The 18,875-nt window shown below is 62.9% G+C and carries 15 protein-coding genes and 6 tRNA genes; 4 read left to right on the top strand and 17 right to left on the bottom strand.

The window, feature by feature from the left end; translation table 11 throughout:
• Nucleotides 1-81: 81 nt before the first annotated feature.
• The 5 genes from asd to leuC form a co-directional block, all read right to left on the bottom strand.
• The gene (asd, locus tag ABI582_RS14255) at nt 82-1,194 is read right to left on the bottom strand and encodes an aspartate-semialdehyde dehydrogenase (protein ID WP_019473016.1); all 1,113 of its coding nucleotides are present in this window, start codon (nt 1,192-1,194) and stop codon (nt 82-84) included.
• Nucleotides 1,195-1,257: 63 nt separating this feature from the next.
• Nucleotides 1,258-2,340 (bottom strand): 3-isopropylmalate dehydrogenase, encoded by a 1,083-nt coding sequence (gene leuB / locus ABI582_RS14250; RefSeq protein ID WP_013971603.1) that lies wholly within the window; start codon nt 2,338-2,340, stop codon nt 1,258-1,260.
• A gap of 54 nt (nt 2,341-2,394) precedes the next feature.
• Entirely contained in the window at nt 2,395-3,159 is a 765-nt protein-coding gene (locus tag ABI582_RS14245; RefSeq protein ID WP_234229813.1) for a class I SAM-dependent methyltransferase, read from the bottom strand.
• A gap of 66 nt (nt 3,160-3,225) precedes the next feature.
• Nucleotides 3,226-3,870, bottom strand: a complete 645-nt coding sequence (leuD, locus tag ABI582_RS14240) for a 3-isopropylmalate dehydratase small subunit (RefSeq protein WP_338746533.1) — start codon at nt 3,868-3,870, stop codon at nt 3,226-3,228.
• On the bottom strand, nt 3,867-5,300 hold the full coding sequence (gene leuC / locus ABI582_RS14235; RefSeq protein WP_258655758.1) for a 3-isopropylmalate dehydratase large subunit: 1,434 nt from the start codon (nt 5,298-5,300) through the stop codon (nt 3,867-3,869). Before leuC ends, leuD begins: the two co-directional genes overlap by 4 nt.
• A gap of 131 nt (nt 5,301-5,431) precedes the next feature.
• Here leuC and ABI582_RS14230 point away from each other — a divergent pair, with 131 nt between their 5' ends.
• Nucleotides 5,432-6,310 carry a LysR family transcriptional regulator gene (locus ABI582_RS14230; protein WP_016500871.1) on the top strand — a complete coding sequence of 293 codons (879 nt, stop codon included), beginning with the start codon at nt 5,432-5,434 and terminating at the stop codon, nt 6,308-6,310.
• 61 nt (nt 6,311-6,371) lie between these two features.
• Entirely contained in the window at nt 6,372-9,668 is a 3,297-nt protein-coding gene (locus ABI582_RS14225) for a PAS domain S-box protein (protein ID WP_442119484.1), read from the top strand.
• A 61-nt stretch (nt 9,669-9,729) separates the two neighbouring features.
• On the opposite strand, the gene ABI582_RS14220 is transcribed toward ABI582_RS14225, so the two are convergent.
• The 12 genes from ABI582_RS14220 to gltX all read right to left on the bottom strand — a co-directional run bounded on the left by ABI582_RS14220 (nt 9,730) and on the right by gltX (nt 16,104).
• On the bottom strand, nt 9,730-10,173 hold the full coding sequence (locus ABI582_RS14220; protein ID WP_442119483.1) for an Hsp20 family protein: 444 nt from the start codon (nt 10,171-10,173) through the stop codon (nt 9,730-9,732).
• Nucleotides 10,174-10,388: 215 nt separating this feature from the next.
• The gene (locus tag ABI582_RS14215) at nt 10,389-11,360 is read right to left on the bottom strand and encodes a tRNA dihydrouridine synthase (protein WP_229609316.1); all 972 of its coding nucleotides are present in this window, start codon (nt 11,358-11,360) and stop codon (nt 10,389-10,391) included.
• A gap of 50 nt (nt 11,361-11,410) precedes the next feature.
• Entirely contained in the window at nt 11,411-11,845 is a 435-nt protein-coding gene (locus tag ABI582_RS14210; RefSeq protein WP_016500875.1) for an acyl-CoA thioesterase, read from the bottom strand.
• Nucleotides 11,846-12,000: 155 nt separating this feature from the next.
• Entirely contained in the window at nt 12,001-12,834 is an 834-nt protein-coding gene (locus tag ABI582_RS14205; RefSeq protein WP_442119482.1) for an alpha/beta fold hydrolase, read from the bottom strand.
• 15 nt (nt 12,835-12,849) lie between these two features.
• Entirely contained in the window at nt 12,850-13,389 is a 540-nt protein-coding gene (locus ABI582_RS14200) for a TetR/AcrR family transcriptional regulator (protein WP_016500877.1), read from the bottom strand.
• Between the two features lie 172 nt (nt 13,390-13,561).
• Nucleotides 13,562-13,637, bottom strand: a tRNA-Glu gene (locus ABI582_RS14195).
• 42 nt (nt 13,638-13,679) lie between these two features.
• A tRNA-Ala gene (locus ABI582_RS14190) sits at nt 13,680-13,755 on the bottom strand.
• A gap of 62 nt (nt 13,756-13,817) precedes the next feature.
• Nucleotides 13,818-13,893, bottom strand: a tRNA-Glu gene (locus ABI582_RS14185).
• 42 nt (nt 13,894-13,935) lie between these two features.
• Nucleotides 13,936-14,011, bottom strand: a tRNA-Ala gene (locus ABI582_RS14180).
• 53 nt (nt 14,012-14,064) lie between these two features.
• Nucleotides 14,065-14,140: transfer RNA gene (locus tag ABI582_RS14175), tRNA-Glu, on the bottom strand.
• Between the two features lie 72 nt (nt 14,141-14,212).
• Nucleotides 14,213-14,288, bottom strand: a tRNA-Ala gene (locus ABI582_RS14170).
• Between the two features lie 334 nt (nt 14,289-14,622).
• A complete protein-coding gene (gene gltX / locus ABI582_RS14165; protein ID WP_019473040.1) occupies nt 14,623-16,104 on the bottom strand; it encodes a glutamate--tRNA ligase in 1,482 nt (493 codons plus the stop codon).
• A gap of 143 nt (nt 16,105-16,247) precedes the next feature.
• On the opposite strand from gltX, the gene ABI582_RS14160 reads away from it, so the two are divergent.
• Together ABI582_RS14160 and ABI582_RS14155 are read left to right on the top strand one after the other, a co-directional pair.
• Nucleotides 16,248-17,303, top strand: coding sequence for an HlyD family secretion protein (locus ABI582_RS14160; RefSeq protein ID WP_338746526.1), 1,056 nt, complete (start codon nt 16,248-16,250; stop codon nt 17,301-17,303).
• A gap of 49 nt (nt 17,304-17,352) precedes the next feature.
• A complete protein-coding gene (locus ABI582_RS14155; protein WP_258657642.1) occupies nt 17,353-18,843 on the top strand; it encodes an MDR family MFS transporter in 1,491 nt (496 codons plus the stop codon).
• Nucleotides 18,844-18,875: the final 32 nt, after the last annotated feature.

Below are 18,875 nucleotides of genomic sequence, written 5' to 3'. Positions count from 1 at the left end.
AACAGGCGCTGAAACCCTCACCCCCGAACACAAAAAAACCCGCGCTGTCGCCAGCGCGGGTTTTTAGTCAAAGCAGAACGATCAACGCTCCAGCAGAATCCGCAGCATGCGGCGCAGCGGTTCGGCAGCGCCCCACAGCAGCTGGTCACCCACGGTGAAAGCGCCCAGGTACTGCGAGCCCATGTTCAGCTTGCGCAGGCGGCCAACCGGGATGTTCAGGGTGCCGGTGACCTTGGTTGGGGTCAGTTCCTGCATGCTGATTTCACGCTGGTTCGGCACCAGTTTCACCCAAGGGTTGTGCTGGCTGATCATGCCTTCGATGTCGGCGATCGGCACGTCCTTGTTCAGCTTGATGGTCAGCGCCTGGCTGTGGCAACGCATGGCGCCGATGCGCACGCAGATACCATCAACCGGGATCGGGCTCTTGAAGCGGCCGAGGATCTTGTTGGTCTCGGCCTGGGCCTTCCACTCTTCACGGCTCTGGCCGTTCGGCAGTTCCTTGTCGATCCACGGGATCAGGCTGCCCGCCAGTGGCACGCCAAAGTTCTCGGTCGGGAAGGCTTCGCTGCGCATGGCCTCGGCAACCTTGCGGTCGATATCGAGGATGGCGCTGGCCGGGTTGGCCAGGTCATCGGCAACGGCAGCGTGGGTGGCACCCATCTGCTTGATCAGCTCGCGCATGTTCTGCGCGCCGGCACCCGAGGCTGCCTGGTAGGTCATGGCGCTCATCCACTCCACCAGGCCGGCTTCGAACAGGCCACCCAGGCCCATCAGCATCAGGCTGACGGTGCAGTTGCCGCCGATGTAGTTCTTGGTACCGGCGTCCAGCTGCTGGTCGATGACCTTGCGGTTGACCGGGTCGAGGACGATCACGGCGTCATCCTGCATACGCAGGGACGAGGCAGCATCGATCCAGTAACCCTGCCAGCCGGCTTCACGCAGCTTGGGGAAGACCTCGTTGGTATAGTCGCCGCCCTGGCAGGTCAGGATAACGTCGAGGGTCTTGAGTTCTTCAATCGAATACGCGTCCTTGAGCGGCGCTGTATCCTTGCCCACGTTCGGGCCTTGGCCACCCACGTTGGAAGTAGTGAAGAACACCGGCTCGATAAGGTCGAAATCCTGCTCCTCCAGCATCCGCTGCATGAGCACGGAACCGACCATACCGCGCCAACCGATCAGACCTACACGTTTCATCGCAACTACACCTTTGCTAAAAGTGGGCCGCCACCGGGAATTTTGGGTGGCGGGCCAGAGAGATTACAGATTCCGCAGCGCTGCGACTACTGCGTCGCCCATTTCCTGCGTACCAACTTTACGGCAGCCTTCAGAGAAGATGTCGCCGGTGCGAAGGCCCTGGTCCAGAACCAGGCTCACCGCCTTCTCGATCGCTTCGGCGGCAGCCGACTGATTGAAGCTGTAACGCAGCATCATCGAAACCGACAGGATGGTCGCCAGCGGGTTGGCGATGCCAAGGCCGGCGATGTCCGGCGCCGAGCCGTGGCACGGCTCGTACATGCCCTTGTTGTCGGCATCCAGCGACGCAGAAGGCAGCATGCCGATGGAACCGGTCAGCATGGAAGCTTCATCCGACAGAATGTCACCGAACATGTTGTCGGTCACCATCACGTCGAACTGCTTGGGTGCACGTACCAGCTGCATGGCAGCGTTGTCGACGTACATGTGGCTCAGTTCGACATCCGGGTAGTCCTTGGCCACGTCTTCGACCACTTCACGCCACAGCTGGCTGGACGCCAGGACGTTGGCCTTGTCCACCGAGCACAGCTTCTTGCCGCGCACGCGGGCCATGTCGAAGCCGACACGGGCAATGCGGCGCACTTCGCTTTCGCTGTACGGCAGGGTGTCGTAGGCCTGGCGCTCGCCGCCTTCCAGCTCGCGCTGGCCACGCGGGGCACCGAAGTAGATGCCACCGGTCAGCTCACGAACGATGAGGATGTCCAGGCCCGAAACGATTTCCGGCTTCAGCGACGAGGCATCGGCCAGTTGCGGATAGAGGATGGCCGGGCGCAGGTTGGCGAACAGGCCCAGTTGCGAACGGATTTTCAGCAGGCCGCGCTCTGGGCGGATGTCACGCTCGATCTTGTCCCACTTCGGGCCACCCACGGCGCCCAGCAGCACGGCATCGGCCTTGCGCGCACGCTCCAGGGTTTCGTCGGCCAGCGGCACGCCGTGCTTGTCGATGGCGGCGCCACCGATCACGTCGTGCTCCAGGCTGAAGCCGAGCTGGAACTTGTCGTTGGCCAGTTCCAGCACCTTGACCGCTTCGGCCATGATTTCCGGGCCGATACCGTCACCTGGGAGAATCAGAATCTGCTTGCTCATGCTTTCCTCTATCCATTCACGCGGTGCGGCCAGACGGGCCCCACCGAAAAGTGCTTAACGCTCGGCCCACAACACCAGCACATCGGTGCTGAACGAGCCATCGGCCTCGATCTGGTAATACTGCCGTACTTCTTCACCCATGGCTTGCTGCAATTGGCGGATGGCCACGCGCATCGGCTCGGGGGTGCGCATGCGCTCGACCCAGCTGGTGAACTCCAGGCGCAGCGGCTGGCGCGTGTGGCTGCGCACATGCAGGCCGGCTTCGCTGACCTGGCGCTGCCATTCGGCGGCGGAGTAATCGCGCACATGGCTGGTGTCGCGCAGCACTTCGACCGTTTGCAGGTAGGTGTCGAGCAGCGGGCTGCCCGGCGACATCACATCGATGAACGCTGCCACGCCGCCTGGCTTGAGCACCCGGCGCACTTCGCGCAGGGCCAGGCCTAGGTCGCTCCAGTGGTGGGCCGAGTAGCGGCTGAAGACGAAGTCGAACGAGGCATCGGCGAACGGCAGGCGTTCGGCCGCGCCACGTTCGGTGGTGATGTTGGCCAGGCCGCGCTCGGCGGCGGCGCTGGCGACCACGTCGAGCATGGATTGCGAGAGGTCGTAGGCGACCACCTCGGCAACCAGCGGGGCGACGTGGAAACTGACATGACCGGCACCGCAGCCCAGGTCCAGCACGCGAGCATGGGCCTGGCCCGCCAGCTCGGCCTGCAACAGGGCGAATTCACTGCCCTGGGCGTGCACGGCGCTGCTGAGGTAGGCGCTGGCCTGTTCGCCGAACTGGCGCTGGACCACGTCGGTGTGTTGGGTGCTGGTCATGTCTGGATCCTTTAGATTTTTGTGGCCGGTGCTGGCCTCTTCGCGGGTAAACCCGCGAAGAGTCAATCAGGCATCACGGAACAGCCAAGGCTGGCTGGCGCGGTGCTTGCCTTCGAAGGCCTTGATCGCATCACCGTCCTGCAGGGTCAAGCCGATATCGTCCAGCCCGTTGAGCAGGCAGTGCTTGCGGAACGCATCGATCTCAAAGTGCAGCACCTTGCCATCCGGGCGGGTCACCGCCTGCGCTTGCAAGTCGATGGTCAGCTGGTAACCCGGGTTGGCTTCGACCTGCTTGAACAGCTCGTCCACTTCTTCATCGCTGAGGATGATCGGCAACAGCCCGTTCTTGAAGCTGTTATTGAAGAAGATGTCGGCAAAGCTCGGCGCAATGATGCTGCGGAAGCCGTACTCGTCCAGCGCCCACGGGGCGTGCTCACGACTGGAGCCGCACCCAAAGTTCTCCCGCGCCAGCAACACGCTGGCACCCTGGTAGCGTTCGTGGTTGAGTACGAAATCCTGGTTGACCGGGCGCTTGCTGTTGTCCTGGTACGGCTGGCCCACGTCCAGGTAACGCCATTCGTCGAACAGGTTAGGGCCAAAGCCTGTGCGCTTGATCGACTTCAAGAACTGCTTGGGGATGATCTGGTCGGTGTCGACGTTGGCACGGTCCAACGGCGCGACGAGGCCAGTGTGCTGGGTAAAGGCTTTCATGCTGCGCTCCCTTGGATCAACTCGCGAACATCGATGAAGTGGCCGGTCACCGCGGCAGCGGCCGCCATGGCCGGGCTGACCAGGTGGGTTCGGCCACCGGCGCCCTGACGGCCTTCGAAGTTGCGGTTGGAGGTGGACGCGCAATGCTCGCCGCTCTCCAGGCGGTCCGGGTTCATCGCCAGGCACATCGAGCAGCCTGGCTCACGCCATTCAAAACCGGCTTCGACGAAGATCTTGTCCAGGCCTTCGCGCTCGGCCTGGGCCTTGACCAGGCCCGAGCCCGGCACGACGATGGCTTGCTTGACGGTAGCGGCTACCTTGCGGCCCTTGGCGATTTCGGCTGCGGCGCGCAGGTCTTCGATACGCGAGTTGGTGCACGAGCCGATGAACACGCGGTCCAGTTTGATATCGGTGATCGCCTGGTTGGCGGTCAGGCCCATGTACTTCAAGGCACGCTCGATCGAACCACGCTTGACCAGGTCGGCTTCGGCAGCCGGGTCCGGCACGCGCTGGTCGACGGCCAACACCATCTCGGGCGAGGTGCCCCAGCTGACTTGTGGCTTGATCTGGCTGGCATCCAGCTCGACCACGGTGTCGAACACGGCATCGTCATCCGACACCAGGTCTTTCCACGACTCGACCGCTTGCTTCCACTGCTCGCCCTTCGGCGCATACGGGCGGCCTTCGACATAGGCAACGGTGGTGGCGTCAGTGGCCACCAGGCCCACACGGGCACCGGCCTCGATGGACATGTTGCAGATGGTCATGCGGCCTTCCATCGACAATTCGCGGATGGCGCTGCCGGCGAACTCCATGGCGTGGCCGTTGCCACCGGCGGTGCCGATCTTGCCGATCACGGCCAGGACGATGTCCTTGGCGGTAACGCCGGCAGGCAATTGGCCTTCCACGCGCACCAGCATGTTCTTCATCTTCTTGGCGACCAGGCACTGGGTGGCGAGCACGTGCTCGACCTCGGAAGTGCCAATGCCGTGGGCCAAGGCACCGAAGGCGCCATGGGTAGAAGTGTGCGAGTCGCCGCAGACCACGGTCATGCCAGGCAAGGTGGCACCCTGCTCCGGGCTGATGACGTGGACGATGCCCTGGCGTTCGTCATTCATCTTGAATTCGACGATGCCGTATTCGTCACAGTTTTCGTCAAGGGTCTGCACCTGCAGGCGCGACACCTGGTCGACGATGGCCTCGATACCGCCCTTGCGCTCTGGCGTGGTCGGCACGTTGTGGTCGGGGGTGGCGATGTTGGTGTCGATGCGCCACGGTTTGCGGTTGGCCAGGCGCAGGCCTTCGAAGGCCTGGGGCGACGTCACTTCGTGAATGATGTGGCGGTCGATGTAGATCAAGGACGAGCCGTCATCACGGCGCTTGACCTCATGGGCTTCCCAGAGTTTGTCGTAGAGCGTTTTGCCAGCCATCAGACTGTTCCTCATCAGCGTCTTTCTATGCCAAAGACCCCTTGGCTTGTACGGACGATGCTATGGGGTTAGATTGAATAACTCAAATTCATAATTTTTATGCTTTGGATAACCCAAAGGAATACCACTCCATGGACCTGGCCAACCTCAGTGCCTTTATCGCCATTGCCGAAACCGGCAGCTTTTCCGGGGCTGCCGAGCGGCTGTTCCTGACCCAGCCGGCCATCAGCAAACGCATCGCCGGGCTGGAGCAGCAACTGGGTGTACGGCTGTTCGACCGCCTGGGCCGCGAAGTGACTTTGACCGAGGCCGGGCGCGCCCTGCTGCCGCGGGCTTACCAGATCCTCAATGTGCTTGATGATACCCGACGGGCGCTGACCAATCTGACCGGGGCCGTGAGCGGTCGCCTGACCCTGGCCACCAGCCACCACATCGGCCTGCACCGCCTGCCGCCACTGCTGCGGGCGTTCACCCGCCAGTACCCGGCCGTGGCGCTGGATATTCAGTTTCTGGATTCGGAACAGGCCTACGACGAAATTCTGCATGGCCGCGCCGAAATTGCCGTGATCACCCTGGCGCCCGACCCGCATCACCTGGTCAAAGCCGTGCCGGTGTGGGACGACGCCCTGGACTTCGTCGCCGCCCCCGAGCACCCGCTGGCCAACAACCATGAGGTCAGCCTGGCGGATGTCGCCCGCCACCCGGCGGTATTCCCTGGCGGTAACACCTTCACCCACCACATTGTCCAGCGCCTGTTCGAAAGCCAAGGCCTGACGCCGAACATCGCCATGAGCACCAACTACCTGGAAACCATCAAGATGATGGTATCGATCGGCCTGGCCTGGAGCGTATTGCCGCGCACCATGCTCGACGAACAGGTTGCACCCATCGCCTTGCCGGGCATACAGCTGTCGCGCCAGCTAGGCTACATTCTGCATACGGAGCGAACGCTATCGAACGCGGCCAGGGCATTCATGGCCCTGCTCGACAGCCACGCAGGGCCCGCCTGACCGGCCGTCAGCCCGGTACTTCCAATTCAAGGACGCGTCATACGCCAAAGGTCTGGTACCGATGCCCAAATCAGCAAACCGCTTTTTGCGCCTGCCGCGTATCCCAGCGGCCGATCCCCAAGAGTCGGAACAGGCCTGGCAAAACGCCCCACAACTGCTGGCCGCCCTCAACGGCGCGCGCCTGGGGGCTTGGCTATGGGATATCGAAAGCGGCCGGGTCAGCTGGTCACGGGGCACCCAGGCCCTGTTCGGCTTCGACCCGCAGCGGCCGTTGCCCGCCGATGTCGACTACCTCGACCTGCTGCCCGAGGAAGACCGCGCGCGCACGCGCCAGGTATTCCAGGCGGTGTTCAACGGCGAGCCAGTGGAACAGGCCATGCGCCACCGTATTCGCTGGCCGGACGGTAGCCTGCACTGGCTGGAGATCAACGGTAGCCTGACCCACGACCAGCATGGCCGGCCACAAATGATCGGGGTGATCCGCGAAATCACCCGCCAGCGCGAACGGGAAACAGCGCTGATCAATTCGGAAAAGCGCTTCGCCACCCTGTTCCACCTCAGCCCCAACGCCATTCTTCTCACCCGCCGCCACGACGGCATGATCTTCGAGGTCAACCAGCACTTCGAAGACATGTTCGGCTGGCCGGGCAGCCAGGTAATAGGCAAGACCAGCCTGGAGCTGGGCCTGTGGGTCAACCCCGAACAGCGTCACCAGGTGATGGAGTCGACCCGCGCCAGCGGCGGCCCGCTGATCATGGAGGTGCAGTTCCGTGCCTCCAGCGGCAAGGTGCACGACGGCATCCTGTGCACCCAGGGCATCGAACTGGAGGGCGTCACCTTCCTTATCAGCACCTTTGTCGACACCACCGAACGCAAGCGCGCCGAGCAGGCCCTGAAGGACAGCCAGGAGCGCCTGGACCTGGCCCTGGACTCGGCGCAGCTGGGCACCTGGGACTGGCACATCCCCAGCGGCATGCTCTACGGCTCGGCCCGCGCCGCGCAGCTGCACGGCCTGCCGCCCACCCCTTTTCACGAGTCGTTCGATGCGTTTTTCGAGGGGGTGCCGGAACAGGAACGCAACTCGATGCGCCAGGCCTACCGCAGCCTGCGCGAAGGGCCTGCCGGCAACTACCAGATCACCTACCGGGTGCAGCTGGAAAGCGGCATTTCGCGTTACATCGAAAGCCGTGCACGGCTGTACCGCGACGAGCAGGGCAACCCGCTGCGCATGGCCGGCACCCTGCTCGACATCACCGACCAGGTGGAGCGCGAGCAGCGCCTGAGCGCCTCGGAAGAGAAGTTCGCCAGCCTGTTCCAGGTCAGCCCCGACCCGATCTGCGTGACCCGCCAGGACACCGGCCAGTTCATCGAGATCAACCCGGCGTTCAGCCAGACCTTTGGCTGGGACAGCGGCCAGGTGATCGGCCGCACCGCCGAGGAAATCGGCCTGTGGGCCGAGTCCATCGAGCGTGCGCAACGTATCGAGCGGGTGATCCGCGAACAGGCCTTGAGCAACGTCGCCGTGGTGGTCAACCACCGCAATGGCGCGCCGTTGACCTGTGTGATCTCCAGCCGCCTGATCACCGTTGACGACCAGCCCTGCAGCGTTACCACCCTGCGCGACATCACCCAGCAGCAACGCGCCGAGGCGGCGCTCCAATCCAGCGAAGAGAAGTTTGCCAAGGCCTTCCACTCCAGCCCCGACGCCATCACCATCACCGAACGCCACAGCGGCCGTTACCTGGAAATCAACGACGGCTTCTGCCGCCTGACCGGCTACAGCGCCGCCGAGGTGGTCGGCCACACGGTGTACGAAATCGGTATCTGGGCCGACGACAAGCAGCGCAGCGCGTTGCTGGCCGAGTTGCGCGACCGCGGCCGGGTGCATCACCGGGAAATGCTCGGGCGTAACAAGCGCGGCGATATCCTCACTGTGGAAGTCTCTGTCGAGCCGATCACCCTCAACGAAGTCGACTGCCTGCTACTGACTGCCCGCGACGTCAGCCAGCTGAAAAACGCCCAGGCGCAAATACGCCACCTGGCCTACCACGACCCGCTGACCAACCTGCCCAACCGCGCCCTGCTGATGGACCGCCTGAGCCAGCAGATCGCCCTGCTCAAGCGCCACAACCTGCGCGGCGCCCTGCTGTTCCTCGACCTGGACCACTTCAAGCACATCAACGACTCACTGGGCCACCCGGTGGGCGACACGGTGCTGAAGATCATCACCGCCCGCCTGGAAGCCAGTGTGCGCCTGGAAGACACCGTGGCCCGCCTGGGTGGCGACGAGTTCGTGGTACTGCTCAGCGGCCTGGAGGGCAGCCGTGAGCTGGTGGAGGAAAAAGTGCGCGAACTGGCCGACATGCTGCGTGAACTGCTGGCCGAACCGATGTCGCTGGATGGCCAGCGCCTGCAGGTAACGCCCAGCATCGGCGTGGCGCTGATCCCCGACCACGGCACCACCCCGGCTGATCTGCTCAAGCGTGCCGATATCGCCCTGTACCGGGCCAAGGACTCCGGGCGCAACACCACCCAGCTGTTCCACACCACCATGCAGAAGGCCGCCAGCGAACGGCTGCGCATGGAAAACGACCTGCGCCTGGCCTTGGCCCGTGGCGAGCTGGCGCTGCATTTTCAGCCGCAGGTGGACGCCCGCGACAACCGTATCGTCGGCGCTGAGGTGCTGCTGCGCTGGCACCACCCGCAACTGGGCCAGCAACCACCCGCGCAGTTCATCCAGGTACTGGAAGAAAGCGGCCTGATCCTGGAAGTTGGCAGCTGGATCCTTGACGAAGCCTGCGATGCCTGCGCCCGCATGCTCACCGACGGGCTGATCGACGCCGATGATTTCAGCCTGTGCGTAAACATCAGCCCGCGGCAGTTTCGCCAGAACAATTTTGTCGAACGCGTGCTGCGCAGCCTCGACGATTACCGGCTGCCTCGGCACATGCTCAAGCTGGAAATCACCGAAGGCATCGTCATCCAGAACCTGGAAGACACCATCAGCAAGATGCGCGAACTGAAGCGTTACGGGGTGAGTTTTGCCATGGACGACTTTGGCACTGGTTATTCGTCGCTGACTTACCTCAAGCGCCTGCCGGTCGATGCGCTGAAGATCGACCAGACCTTCGTGCGCGATGCACCGATCGACCCCAACGACGCCGAAATCGTCCGCGCCATTGTCGCCATGGCCCGCAGCCTGGACCTGGCAGTGATTGCCGAGGGGGTGGAGCTGACCGAGCAACTTGAGTTTCTCGAACAGCTGGGCTGTCACCTGTACCAGGGTTACCTGCACAGCCGGCCGTTGCCGTTGCCGGAATTTCGCAAGATGCTGCTTGAGGCGCCGGCAGACTACTGAAGCAGATGCAGGCGACCACAAAAAAGGGCACCCGAGGGTGCCCTTCTTCATTGCAGCGTGATCAGTTCAGCGCTGGTTTTTCGCCATTGATCGGGATGCGCTTGGCCTTGGCTTCTTCAGGCACGATGCGCAGCAGGTCGATGCTGAGCAGGCCGTTGGCCAGGCCGGCGGCTTTCACTTCGATATGGTCGGCCAGGCGGAACGACAGCTTGAAGGCGCGTTGCGCGATACCCTGATGCAGGTAGGTCACTTCAGTGGCGCCATTGTCGCGCTTGCCACCGGTCACGGTCAGGACACCTTTCTCGACCTGCAGGTCGAGGTCCTGCTCCTGGAAACCGGCTGCGGCAACCACGATGCGGTAGTGGTCCTCGCCATGCTTTTCCACGTTGTAGGGCGGGTAGCTGCTACCGGCCTCATTGCGTGCCGCGGATTCGAACAGGTCGTTGAAACGGTCGAAACCAACGGAATGGCGGAACAGTGGAGCAAGAGAGAAAGCGGTAGTCATGGTCATAAACTCCTGAGATTCAGCAAGTAAGTCATTACGCGACCCGGCTTCGGCATCGCGTACTCAAAAGATATGGCCAGGGGAAAAGCTTTCAAGGGGAGCGTTAAAAAAATCTTCTTTTTTGCACTGGGTCTGATGGCCTCTTCGCGGGTAAACCCGCTCCTACAGGGCTGTGCATTACCTGTGGGAGCAGGTTTACCCGCGAAGAGGTCGGTTCAAGCAACACAAGCTTCCAAGGGCTGCGCCTGCACCCCCAGCAACCGGCTGATCCGCGCGCAGTCATCTTCCCGGCGCAACTCGGCGAACAACACCACCGCTTCGGGGTAACTGCGGGTCAGCATGGCCAGCCACTGTTTCATACGCCCCGGCGCATAGCGCGGTGACAGTTTGGCCTGGGCCTGGCGCCAGAACTCGCGCAACAACGGCAGCAGGTCGTCCCAGCTCATCGGCTGATAGTCCCGCCCGTCACGCGCGGCGGCAATCTGCAGGCCCAGGTCAGGGCGCGATACCAGGCCACGGCCCAGCATGATGTCTTCGGCCCCACTCACCTCGCGGCAGCGCCGCCAGTCATCGACGGTCCAGATTTCGCCATTGGCGAACACCGGTACCTTGACCACATCCTGCACCCGCGCCACCCACTCCCAATGTGCCGGCGGCTTGTAGCCCTCGACCTTGGTCCGCGCATGCACCACCAGGTGCGCCGAGCCGCCCTCTGCCAACGCCGTGGCACACTCCAGCGCACCGTCTGGGCTATCGAAGCCCAGGCGCATCTTCGAGGTTACCGGGATATGCGCCGGCACCGCGCGGCGCACCTCACGCACGATGGCGTGCAGCAACTCCGGCTCTTTGAGCAGCACGGCACCACCCCGTGACTTGTTCACGGTCTTGGCCGGGCAGCCGAAGTTCAGGTCGATCACGGGCGCACCCAGCTCACAGGCCAGCGCAGCGTTTTCCGCCAGGCACACCGGGTCCGAACCCAGCAACTGCACGCGCATGGGCACCCCGGCGGCCGTGCGCGCACCCTGGCGCAACTCGGGCGCCAGCTTGTCGAACGAGGACGCCGGCAGCAGGCGGTCGCACACGCGAATGAACTCGGTGACGCACCAGTCGATACCGCCCACGCGGGTCAATACGTCGCGCAGGATGTTGTCAACCAGCCCCTCCATGGGGGCCAGGGCAATTTGCATGTCGGGGTCTCGGCGGAAAAGCCGGCAGTCTAACAAAAATTACCGGCGATTCAGGCGCCGATCAGCGCCGGACCGTAACCTTCGACGAATTCCGCCGGCATGCGCTTGGGCTTGCCACTGGACAGCTCGATGCAGGCAAAGGTGGTTTGCGCGCGCAGCAGGGTTACGCCGTCACGCGGGCGCTTGAGCTGGAAGCGCCGGGTCATGCGCAGGCGCTGGTCCCAGTCGATGATCCAGGTGGCCAGTTGCAGTTCGTCGTCCTCGTAAGCGGCGGCCAGGTAGTCGATTTCGTGGCGCACCACAGCCATCGCCCGGTCCAGGCGCCGATACTCGGCCAGGTCCAGGCCTAACCGCTGGGAGTGACGCCAGGCGCAACGCTCCAGCCAGGTGACGTAGACCGCGTTGTTTGCGTGGCCGAGGCCGTCGATGTCCTCGCTACCGACGCGCAGGTCGATGACGAAGGGTGTTGCCAGGTCCCAGCTCATGCACACTCCTGAGAATCGAAAATGTAACCCTCCCCTGTAGGAGCAGCCTTGTGCTGCGAAGAGGCCATTACGGCCACAACAGATGCGCTGCTCCTAAGGGCCTCTTCGCAGCACAAGGCTGCTCCTACAGGATTCGCACAGAGTGTAACGGATGCTCAAGCGCTTTGGCGCGCCGGCGAAGCTGCTCTGGCCAGCAATTCGAGCACACCTTCACTCACGCGGGGATCGGACAGCACCCGCTGGTGCCCACCCTCCTCCAGCAGCATCAGGCGGCTATCGAACCAGGCCTTGTGAATAACCTGGGCTTCATCGGCGGCCACCAAAGCATCATCGGCAGCATGCACCACCAAACCCGGCAGCTCCAGCTGGTAACCGGTCACATCCAGCCGCGCGATCTGCATGCCCACATCCCGCTCTACCTGGCGAATGAACGCCGCCCGCGCACGCGCCGGCATGCCCAGGTGATGAGCAAAACCGCGCAGCACGCCCAGCAGCCGCGCCGGGGCAGCAATGCTGACCGCTGCCTGTGCGCGCAGCCCCATCTGCAAGGCCAGCAGCACACTGGCACCACCCATGGAATGGCCAATCACCGCCCGCAGCGGCGGCAGCTCGGCAGCAGCCTCCAGCAGCGCCCGGGCGAACAGCACCACATTGGCCTGTTCACCAGGCGAGCGGCCATGGCCCGGCCCCTCCAGCGACACCACCGTGTGCCCAGCCTGGACCAAGGTTTCGATCAAGGCGGCAAACTGGGTGGGGCGCCCTTCCCAACCATGCATCAGCAGCACCGTCGGCCCCTTGCCCCAGCGCAAGGCAGACAAGCCGAAGCGCAGGGTGATGCGCTCGGCGCTGGCCAACACGGGCAGCTCCCAATCCCGAGGCGGCAGATTGCGCGGGGTCATGAAGGCACGGCGCATCTTGCCCGCGACATGCTCGGGGGCCAGGCGGCCCAGGGTGCCATTGACACCACGAATCCAGCTCAGGGTAGTCATCGCCATGCTCCAGGGTTAAAGCACCGCCGATTTGGCGGCGCGCAGAATACGGTCAGACAGCTCGCTGGTGCCCAAGGCGCGGGCCAGGGCAAGGCCACCGACCATGAGCGCCAGGTCGGCCAGGGCCTTGTCTGCATCTTCGGGGCGGTCGACCATGGCTGCAGTCATCAGCTCGATGTGCTCGGCCAATACCTCGCGGAAAACCTCCGGAAGGCGCTGCATCTCGCCCAGCGAGTTGGGCAGCGGGCAGGCATGCACCTCGGCATCCCGGTGTTTGCGCGACAGGTAGAAGGCACTGGCCAGCGCCCGGCGGCCCGCACCATCGAGGTTGGGATCGATCTGGGCGAGCAAGGCGCGGCGCTCACCCAACAGCTGGCGGAAGGCTTCGAGCATCAGCTCGTCCTTGCTGTCGAAGTGGGCATAGAAACCGCCGACGGTCAGCCCTGCTGCGCCCATCACCTGGCTGACGCTGGGCTCGGCCGGGCCGTGCTGGATCAGCGCGCTGCGTGCCGCTTCCAGGATGCGCTCGCGGGTTCTGCTCTTCTTGTCGGTCATCGGGCATTCGCCATTCAAAATATGATGATTGAAATATTATGCCTATCATATTTTTTGGCAAGCAAAATTTCACGCCGCTTGTCAGCCGCAGAATTTTCGCAAGGGAGAAAAAACAAAAGGCTCATTCAATAAGCGAATGAGCCTTTAAAGTCCCGCAAAACGCGGGTAAATATGGCGTCCCCTAGGGGACTCGAACCCCTGTTACCGCCGTGAAAGGGCGGTGTCCTAGGCCACTAGACGAAGGGGACGTAACCTTCGCGAAGATTCACTTGCGTGAACCCTGGCAGAAATGGTGGAGCTAAGCGGGATCGAACCGCTGACCTCCTGCATGCCATGCAGGCGCTCTCCCAGCTGAGCTATAGCCCCGAAACAAAAGGCTCATCAATAATCGACGAGCCTTTTTAAGCCCTGCAAAACGCAGGAAAAAGTGGCGTCCCCTAGGGGACTCGAACCCCTGTTACCGCCGTGAAAGGGCGGTGTCCTAGGCCACTAGACGAAGGGGACGTAACCTTCGTGCCGATCCGCTAACGCGAACCGCGGCAAAATTGGTGGAGCTAAGCGGGATCGAACCGCTGACCTCCTGCATGCCATGCAGGCGCTCTCCCAGCTGAGCTATAGCCCCGGATTTTTAGCCTCGCGGCCCAGCGACATAATGAAACATCGCTTGTGTAAAACTGGCGTCCCCTAGGGGACTCGAACCCCTGTTACCGCCGTGAAAGGGCGGTGTCCTAGGCCACTAGACGAAGGGGACGAACCTTCTTACCTTCAAGACCCGGTTGCTGGACCCGGTCTTGTTTGCCAGCCGTGGCTGACAAACGGAATTTGGTGGAGCTAAGCGGGATCGAACCGCTGACCTCCTGCATGCCATGCAGGCGCTCTCCCAGCTGAGCTATAGCCCCACAATGTCGCTTTGAACTGAACCGCTGGCTGGGTGGCTGGCGTTTCGTTTTCGTTCATCGCTGTGGACGGGGCGCATATTAAGATCGGATTGCAGGGCTGTCAAACGAAATTTTGAAAATATTCAAAAGTTTTTTCACAGATAACAATCACTTACCGCCCTGCCCCAGCAAAACCTCACCATCGAACCCTTGTAGGAGCGGCCTTGTGTCGCGATAGGACCGCAGCGCGGTCCCACAATCTTCGCCTTGAAGCAAAATCATCGGGGCCGCTTTGCGGCCCTTTCGCGGCACAAGGCCGCTCCTACACGGTTCAGCGGCAGCTTTCAGAACGCGGTCAGGCGATGGAAGCCAGCAGCTTTTCCCATTCTTTGTTTTCTTTCTTCGACACACCACCCAGCAGGTCCAGGGCTTGGCGCAGGCGATAGCGGGTCAGGTCGGGGCCGAGGATTTCCATGGCGTCCAGCACCGACACCGAGCTGGCCTGGCCGGTAATGGCGGCGAACATCAGCGGCATGGCATCACGCAACTTCAGCTCCAGCGCCTCGACCACGGCCTGGATGCAGCCGGTGATGCGCTCTTTTTCCCACTGGCGCAGGCTTTCGAGCTTCCACAGGATCAGCTGGATCACCTGGCGCACCTGGTCAGCCGACAGTTTCTTGCTTTCGAACAGCTTGGCATCCAGTTTCAGCGCGCCTTCGAAGAAGAACCCGCCCAGTGGGGCAACCTGGCTGAAAGTCTCGACCCGGCCCTGTACATGCGGGGCAATCTTCATCATGTAGTCGCTGTTGAACGCCCATTTCTGCAGGCGTGTGGCGAATTCCTCGACCGGCAGTTCGCGCAGCCACTGGCCGTTGAGCCAGGACAGCTTCTCGATGTCGAAGATCGGGCCACCCAGCGAAATACGCGACAGGTCGAAGTGCTCGACCATCTCGTCCAGCGAGAACTTCTCGCGCTCGTCCGGCATCGACCAGCCCATGCGGCCCAGGTAGTTGAGCATCGCCTCAGGCATGAAGCCCATGCGCTCGTAGAAGGTCACCGAGGTGGGGTTCTTGCGCTTGGACAGCTTGGACTTGTCCGGGTTACGCAGCAGCGGCATGTAGCACAGCTTGGGCTGCTCCCAGCCGAAGTATTCGTACAGCTTGATCAGCTTGGGCGCCGACGGCAGCCACTCTTCGCCACGCAAGACGTGGGTGATGCCCATCAGGTGGTCGTCGACCACGTTGGCCAGGAAGTACGTCGGCAGGCCGTCGTTCTTCATCAGCACCTGCATGTCCATGCGGTCCCACGGGATCTCGACATCGCCACGCAGCATGTCCGGTACCACGCACACACCTTCGCTCGGCACCTTCATGCGGATCACATGGGGCTCGCCAGCGTCCAGGCGGCGCTGCACTTCCTCGGCGCTCAGCAGCAGTGCGCGGCCGTCGTAGCGCGGGGTTTCGCCGCGGGCCTGTTGCTCGGCACGCATCTGCTCCAGCTCTTCGGCGGTGCAGAAGCAATAGAAGGCGTGGCCGGCGTCAACCAGCTCCTTGGCATACTTCGCGTAGATCTCGCCACGCTCGCTCTGCCGGTACGGGCCGTGCGGGCCGCCCACATCCGGGCCTTCGTTCCATTCGATGCCGAGCCAGCGCAGGGCGTCGAAGATCTGCTGTTCCGACTCGCGCGTGGAACGCAGCTGGTCGGTGTCTTCGATGCGCAGGATGAACTCACCGCCGTGCTGCTTGGCAAAGCAGTAGTTGAACAGGGCGATGTAGGCAGTGCCGACATGGGGGTCGCCGGTAGGCGATGGCGCGATACGCGTGCGTACGGTGGTCATGGAAGGTCTCGAACTGAAGATGAAACAAAGGCGGGATGTTAGCAGGAGGCAGGCACCGGGCTCCAGCAATGGCGCGAACGTCACTTGTCGACAGGCCCTGCGGCGCTGTTAAATTTGCTTACATTTCTGGAACGATAGTCCCCATGCCTGCCCAACTCAAACGCCGCCTGGCGATCTTCTTCACCCTGGTGGCCATCATCGCCCTCGCCTTCCTGGCCCACTGGTACTTCAAGGGCCGCTTCTACGAGAGCACCGACAACGCCTACGTACAGGGCGAGATCACCCGTATCTCCAGCCAGCTGGGCGCACGTATCGACGCGGTGCCGGTCGAGGACAACCAGCACGTCAACAAAGGTGACCTGCTGGTACGCCTGGAAGCGGCAGACTTTGAGCTGGCGGTTGACCGCGCCCGCGCCACCCTGGCCACCCGTGAAGCGGAATACGCACAGGCACAAAGCCGCCTGACCCAGCAAGGTAGCCTGATCGCCGCCGGCCAGGCTCAGGTGGCAGCCAACCAGGCCACATTCGACCGTTCCCGGGTGGACCTGAGCCGTGCCGAAAAGCTGCGCAAGCCAGGTTTCATATCCGAGGAGCGGGTCACCACGCTGTCGGCAGACAGCCATGTTGCCGGCTCTCAGGTCGACAAGGCCCGCGCCGACCTGCAAAGCCAGCGCCAGCAGGTCAACGCCCTGAACGCCGACCTCAAACGCCTCGATGCACAAATCGCAAACGCGCGCGCCGACCTGGCCCAGGCCGAGCTGAACCTGACCCGTTGCGAAATCCGCGCGCCGATCAGCGGCACCATCGGCCAGCGCAATGCGCGCAATGGCCAGGTGGTGCAGGCCGGTGCCTACCTGCTGTCGATCGTGCCCGACGAAGACATCTGGGTGCAGGCCAACTTCAAGGAGACCCAGATCGGCCACATGCAGCCTGGCCAGCGCGCCGAGTTGCTGTTCGACAGCTACCCGGACACCCCCATCGAAGGCCGGGTAAACAGTGTGTTCGCGGCCTCGGGGGCGCAGTTCAGCCTGCTGCCACCCGATAATGCCACCGGCAACTTCACCAAGGTGGTGCAGCGCATCCCGGTCAAACTCACCTTCAGCGCCGACAACCCGCTGCATGGACGCATCCGCCCCGGCATGTCGGTGACCGCCACCATAGACCTGCGCAGCGAAAGCGAAGGCCACGATGGCCGGTGACCAACTGCTCAGGCCCAGCGGCGAGCCTACCCGGCGCGACTGGATCGCGGTGATGAGTGTGATGCTCGGCGCGTTCATGGCGGTGCTGGACATCCAGATCACCAACTCGTCGCTGAAGGACATTCAGGGTGCCCTGTCGGCAACCCTGGAAGAAGGCTCGTGGATTTCCACCTCGTACCTGGTGGCGGAAATCATCATGATCCCGCTGACAGCCTGGCTGGTGCAGTTGCTGTCGGCACGGCGCCTGGCGGTGTGGGTTTCCGGGGGCTTTCTGTTGTCGTCACTGCTGTGCTCGATGGCCTGGAACCTGGAGAGCATGATCCTGTTCCGCGCCCTGCAAGGCTTTACCGGCGGCGCGCTGATCCCGCTGGCGTTTACCCTCACCCTGATCAAGCTGCCCGAACACCACCGCGCCAAAGGCATGGCGATGTTCGCCATGACCGCCACCTTCGCCCCCTCCATCGGCCCCACCCTGGGCGGTTGGCTGACCGAAAACTGGGGCTGGGAGTACATTTTCTACATCAACATCCCGCCGGGCCTGGTGATGATTGCCGGGCTGATGTACGGGCTGGAGAAGAAGGAGGCGCACTGGGAACTGCTGAAAAGCACCGATTATGCAGGCATCGTCACCCTGGGCCTGGGGTTGGGCTGCCTGCAGGTGTTTCTTGAAGAGGGGCACCGCAAGGACTGGCTGGAGTCGCACCTGATCGTCGGCCTGGGGAGCGTCGCCCTGGTCAGCCTGATCACCTTCGTCATCCTGCAGTTTTCCAAGCCACACCCGCTGATCAACCTGCGCATCCTTGGTAACCGCAACTTCGGCTTGTCGAGCATCGCCAGCCTGGGCATGGGCGTAGGCCTGTACGGGTCAATCTACCTGTTGCCGCTGTACCTGGCTCAGGTGCAGGGCTACAACGCCTTGCAGATCGGCGAGGTGATCATGTGGATGGGGGTGCCGCAGCTGTTTCTGATCCCGCTGGTGCCACAGCTGATGAAAGTGGTGTCGCCCAAGCTGCTGTGCGCCCTGGGGTTCTGCCTGTTCGGCGCCGCCAGTTTCGGCTCGGGGGTGCTCAACCCGGACTTTGCCGGGCCGCAGTTCAACCATATCCAGATCATCCGCGCCCTTGGCCAGCCGATGATCATGGTGACCATTTCGCTGATCGCCACGGCTTACATCCAGCCGCAGGATGCGGGGTCGGCGTCGAGCTTGTTCAATATCCTGCGTAACCTGGGCGGTGCGATTGGTATCGCCTTGCTGGCCACACTACTGGATGCGCGGACCAAGGTGTATTTCGACTACCTGCGCGAAGCGGTGGTGCCGAGCAACCCGCAGGTAGCGGAACGGCTGGCGCAACTGGCCGAGCGGCTGGGCAATGACAATGCGGCGCTGGGCAAGTTGAGCGAGATCACCCACCAGCAGGCCATGATCATGGCCTACAACGACGCGTTCCACTTTGTCGGGATCGGGTTGGCGGTGAGCATGGTGGCAGTGTTGCTCACCCGCAAGCTGCCGGCGGGGTTGAAGGCTGGGGAAGCTCATTGAGCCCTTTTCAGAGTCTACGCAATCCCCTGTAG

The sequence above is a fragment of the Pseudomonas sp. SAS7 genome (genome assembly GCF_052112345.1).
In the GTDB taxonomy this organism is placed as follows: domain Bacteria; phylum Pseudomonadota; class Gammaproteobacteria; order Pseudomonadales; family Pseudomonadaceae; genus Aquipseudomonas; species Aquipseudomonas putida_Q.
The sequence above is the reverse complement of the archived record's forward strand: the minus strand, read 5'-3'. Positions and strand labels throughout refer to the sequence as shown.

Excerpts from the sequence above, each read along its gene's own strand:
- ABI582_RS14215 (WP_229609316.1), bottom strand. The coding sequence starts at position 11,360 with ATGCAAATTGCCCTGGCCCCCATGGAGGGGCTGGTTGACAACATCCTG.
- ABI582_RS14220 (WP_442119483.1), bottom strand. The coding sequence starts at position 10,173 with ATGACTACCGCTTTCTCTCTTGCTCCACTGTTCCGCCATTCCGTTGGT.
- ABI582_RS14230 (WP_016500871.1), top strand. The coding sequence starts at position 5,432 with ATGGACCTGGCCAACCTCAGTGCCTTTATCGCCATTGCCGAAACCGGC.
- ABI582_RS14160 (WP_338746526.1), top strand. The coding sequence starts at position 16,248 with ATGCCTGCCCAACTCAAACGCCGCCTGGCGATCTTCTTCACCCTGGTG.
- ABI582_RS14200 (WP_016500877.1), bottom strand. The coding sequence starts at position 13,389 with ATGACCGACAAGAAGAGCAGAACCCGCGAGCGCATCCTGGAAGCGGCA.
- leuC (WP_258655758.1), bottom strand. The coding sequence starts at position 5,300 with ATGGCTGGCAAAACGCTCTACGACAAACTCTGGGAAGCCCATGAGGTC.
- leuB (WP_013971603.1), bottom strand. The coding sequence starts at position 2,340 with ATGAGCAAGCAGATTCTGATTCTCCCAGGTGACGGTATCGGCCCGGAA.
- gltX (WP_019473040.1), bottom strand. The coding sequence starts at position 16,104 with ATGACCACCGTACGCACGCGTATCGCGCCATCGCCTACCGGCGACCCC.
- ABI582_RS14225 (WP_442119484.1), top strand. The coding sequence starts at position 6,372 with ATGCCCAAATCAGCAAACCGCTTTTTGCGCCTGCCGCGTATCCCAGCG.
- ABI582_RS14210 (WP_016500875.1), bottom strand. The coding sequence starts at position 11,845 with ATGAGCTGGGACCTGGCAACACCCTTCGTCATCGACCTGCGCGTCGGT.
- ABI582_RS14245 (WP_234229813.1), bottom strand. The coding sequence starts at position 3,159 with ATGACCAGCACCCAACACACCGACGTGGTCCAGCGCCAGTTCGGCGAA.
- leuD (WP_338746533.1), bottom strand. The coding sequence starts at position 3,870 with ATGAAAGCCTTTACCCAGCACACTGGCCTCGTCGCGCCGTTGGACCGT.
- asd (WP_019473016.1), bottom strand. The coding sequence starts at position 1,194 with ATGAAACGTGTAGGTCTGATCGGTTGGCGCGGTATGGTCGGTTCCGTG.
- ABI582_RS14205 (WP_442119482.1), bottom strand. The coding sequence starts at position 12,834 with ATGACTACCCTGAGCTGGATTCGTGGTGTCAATGGCACCCTGGGCCGC.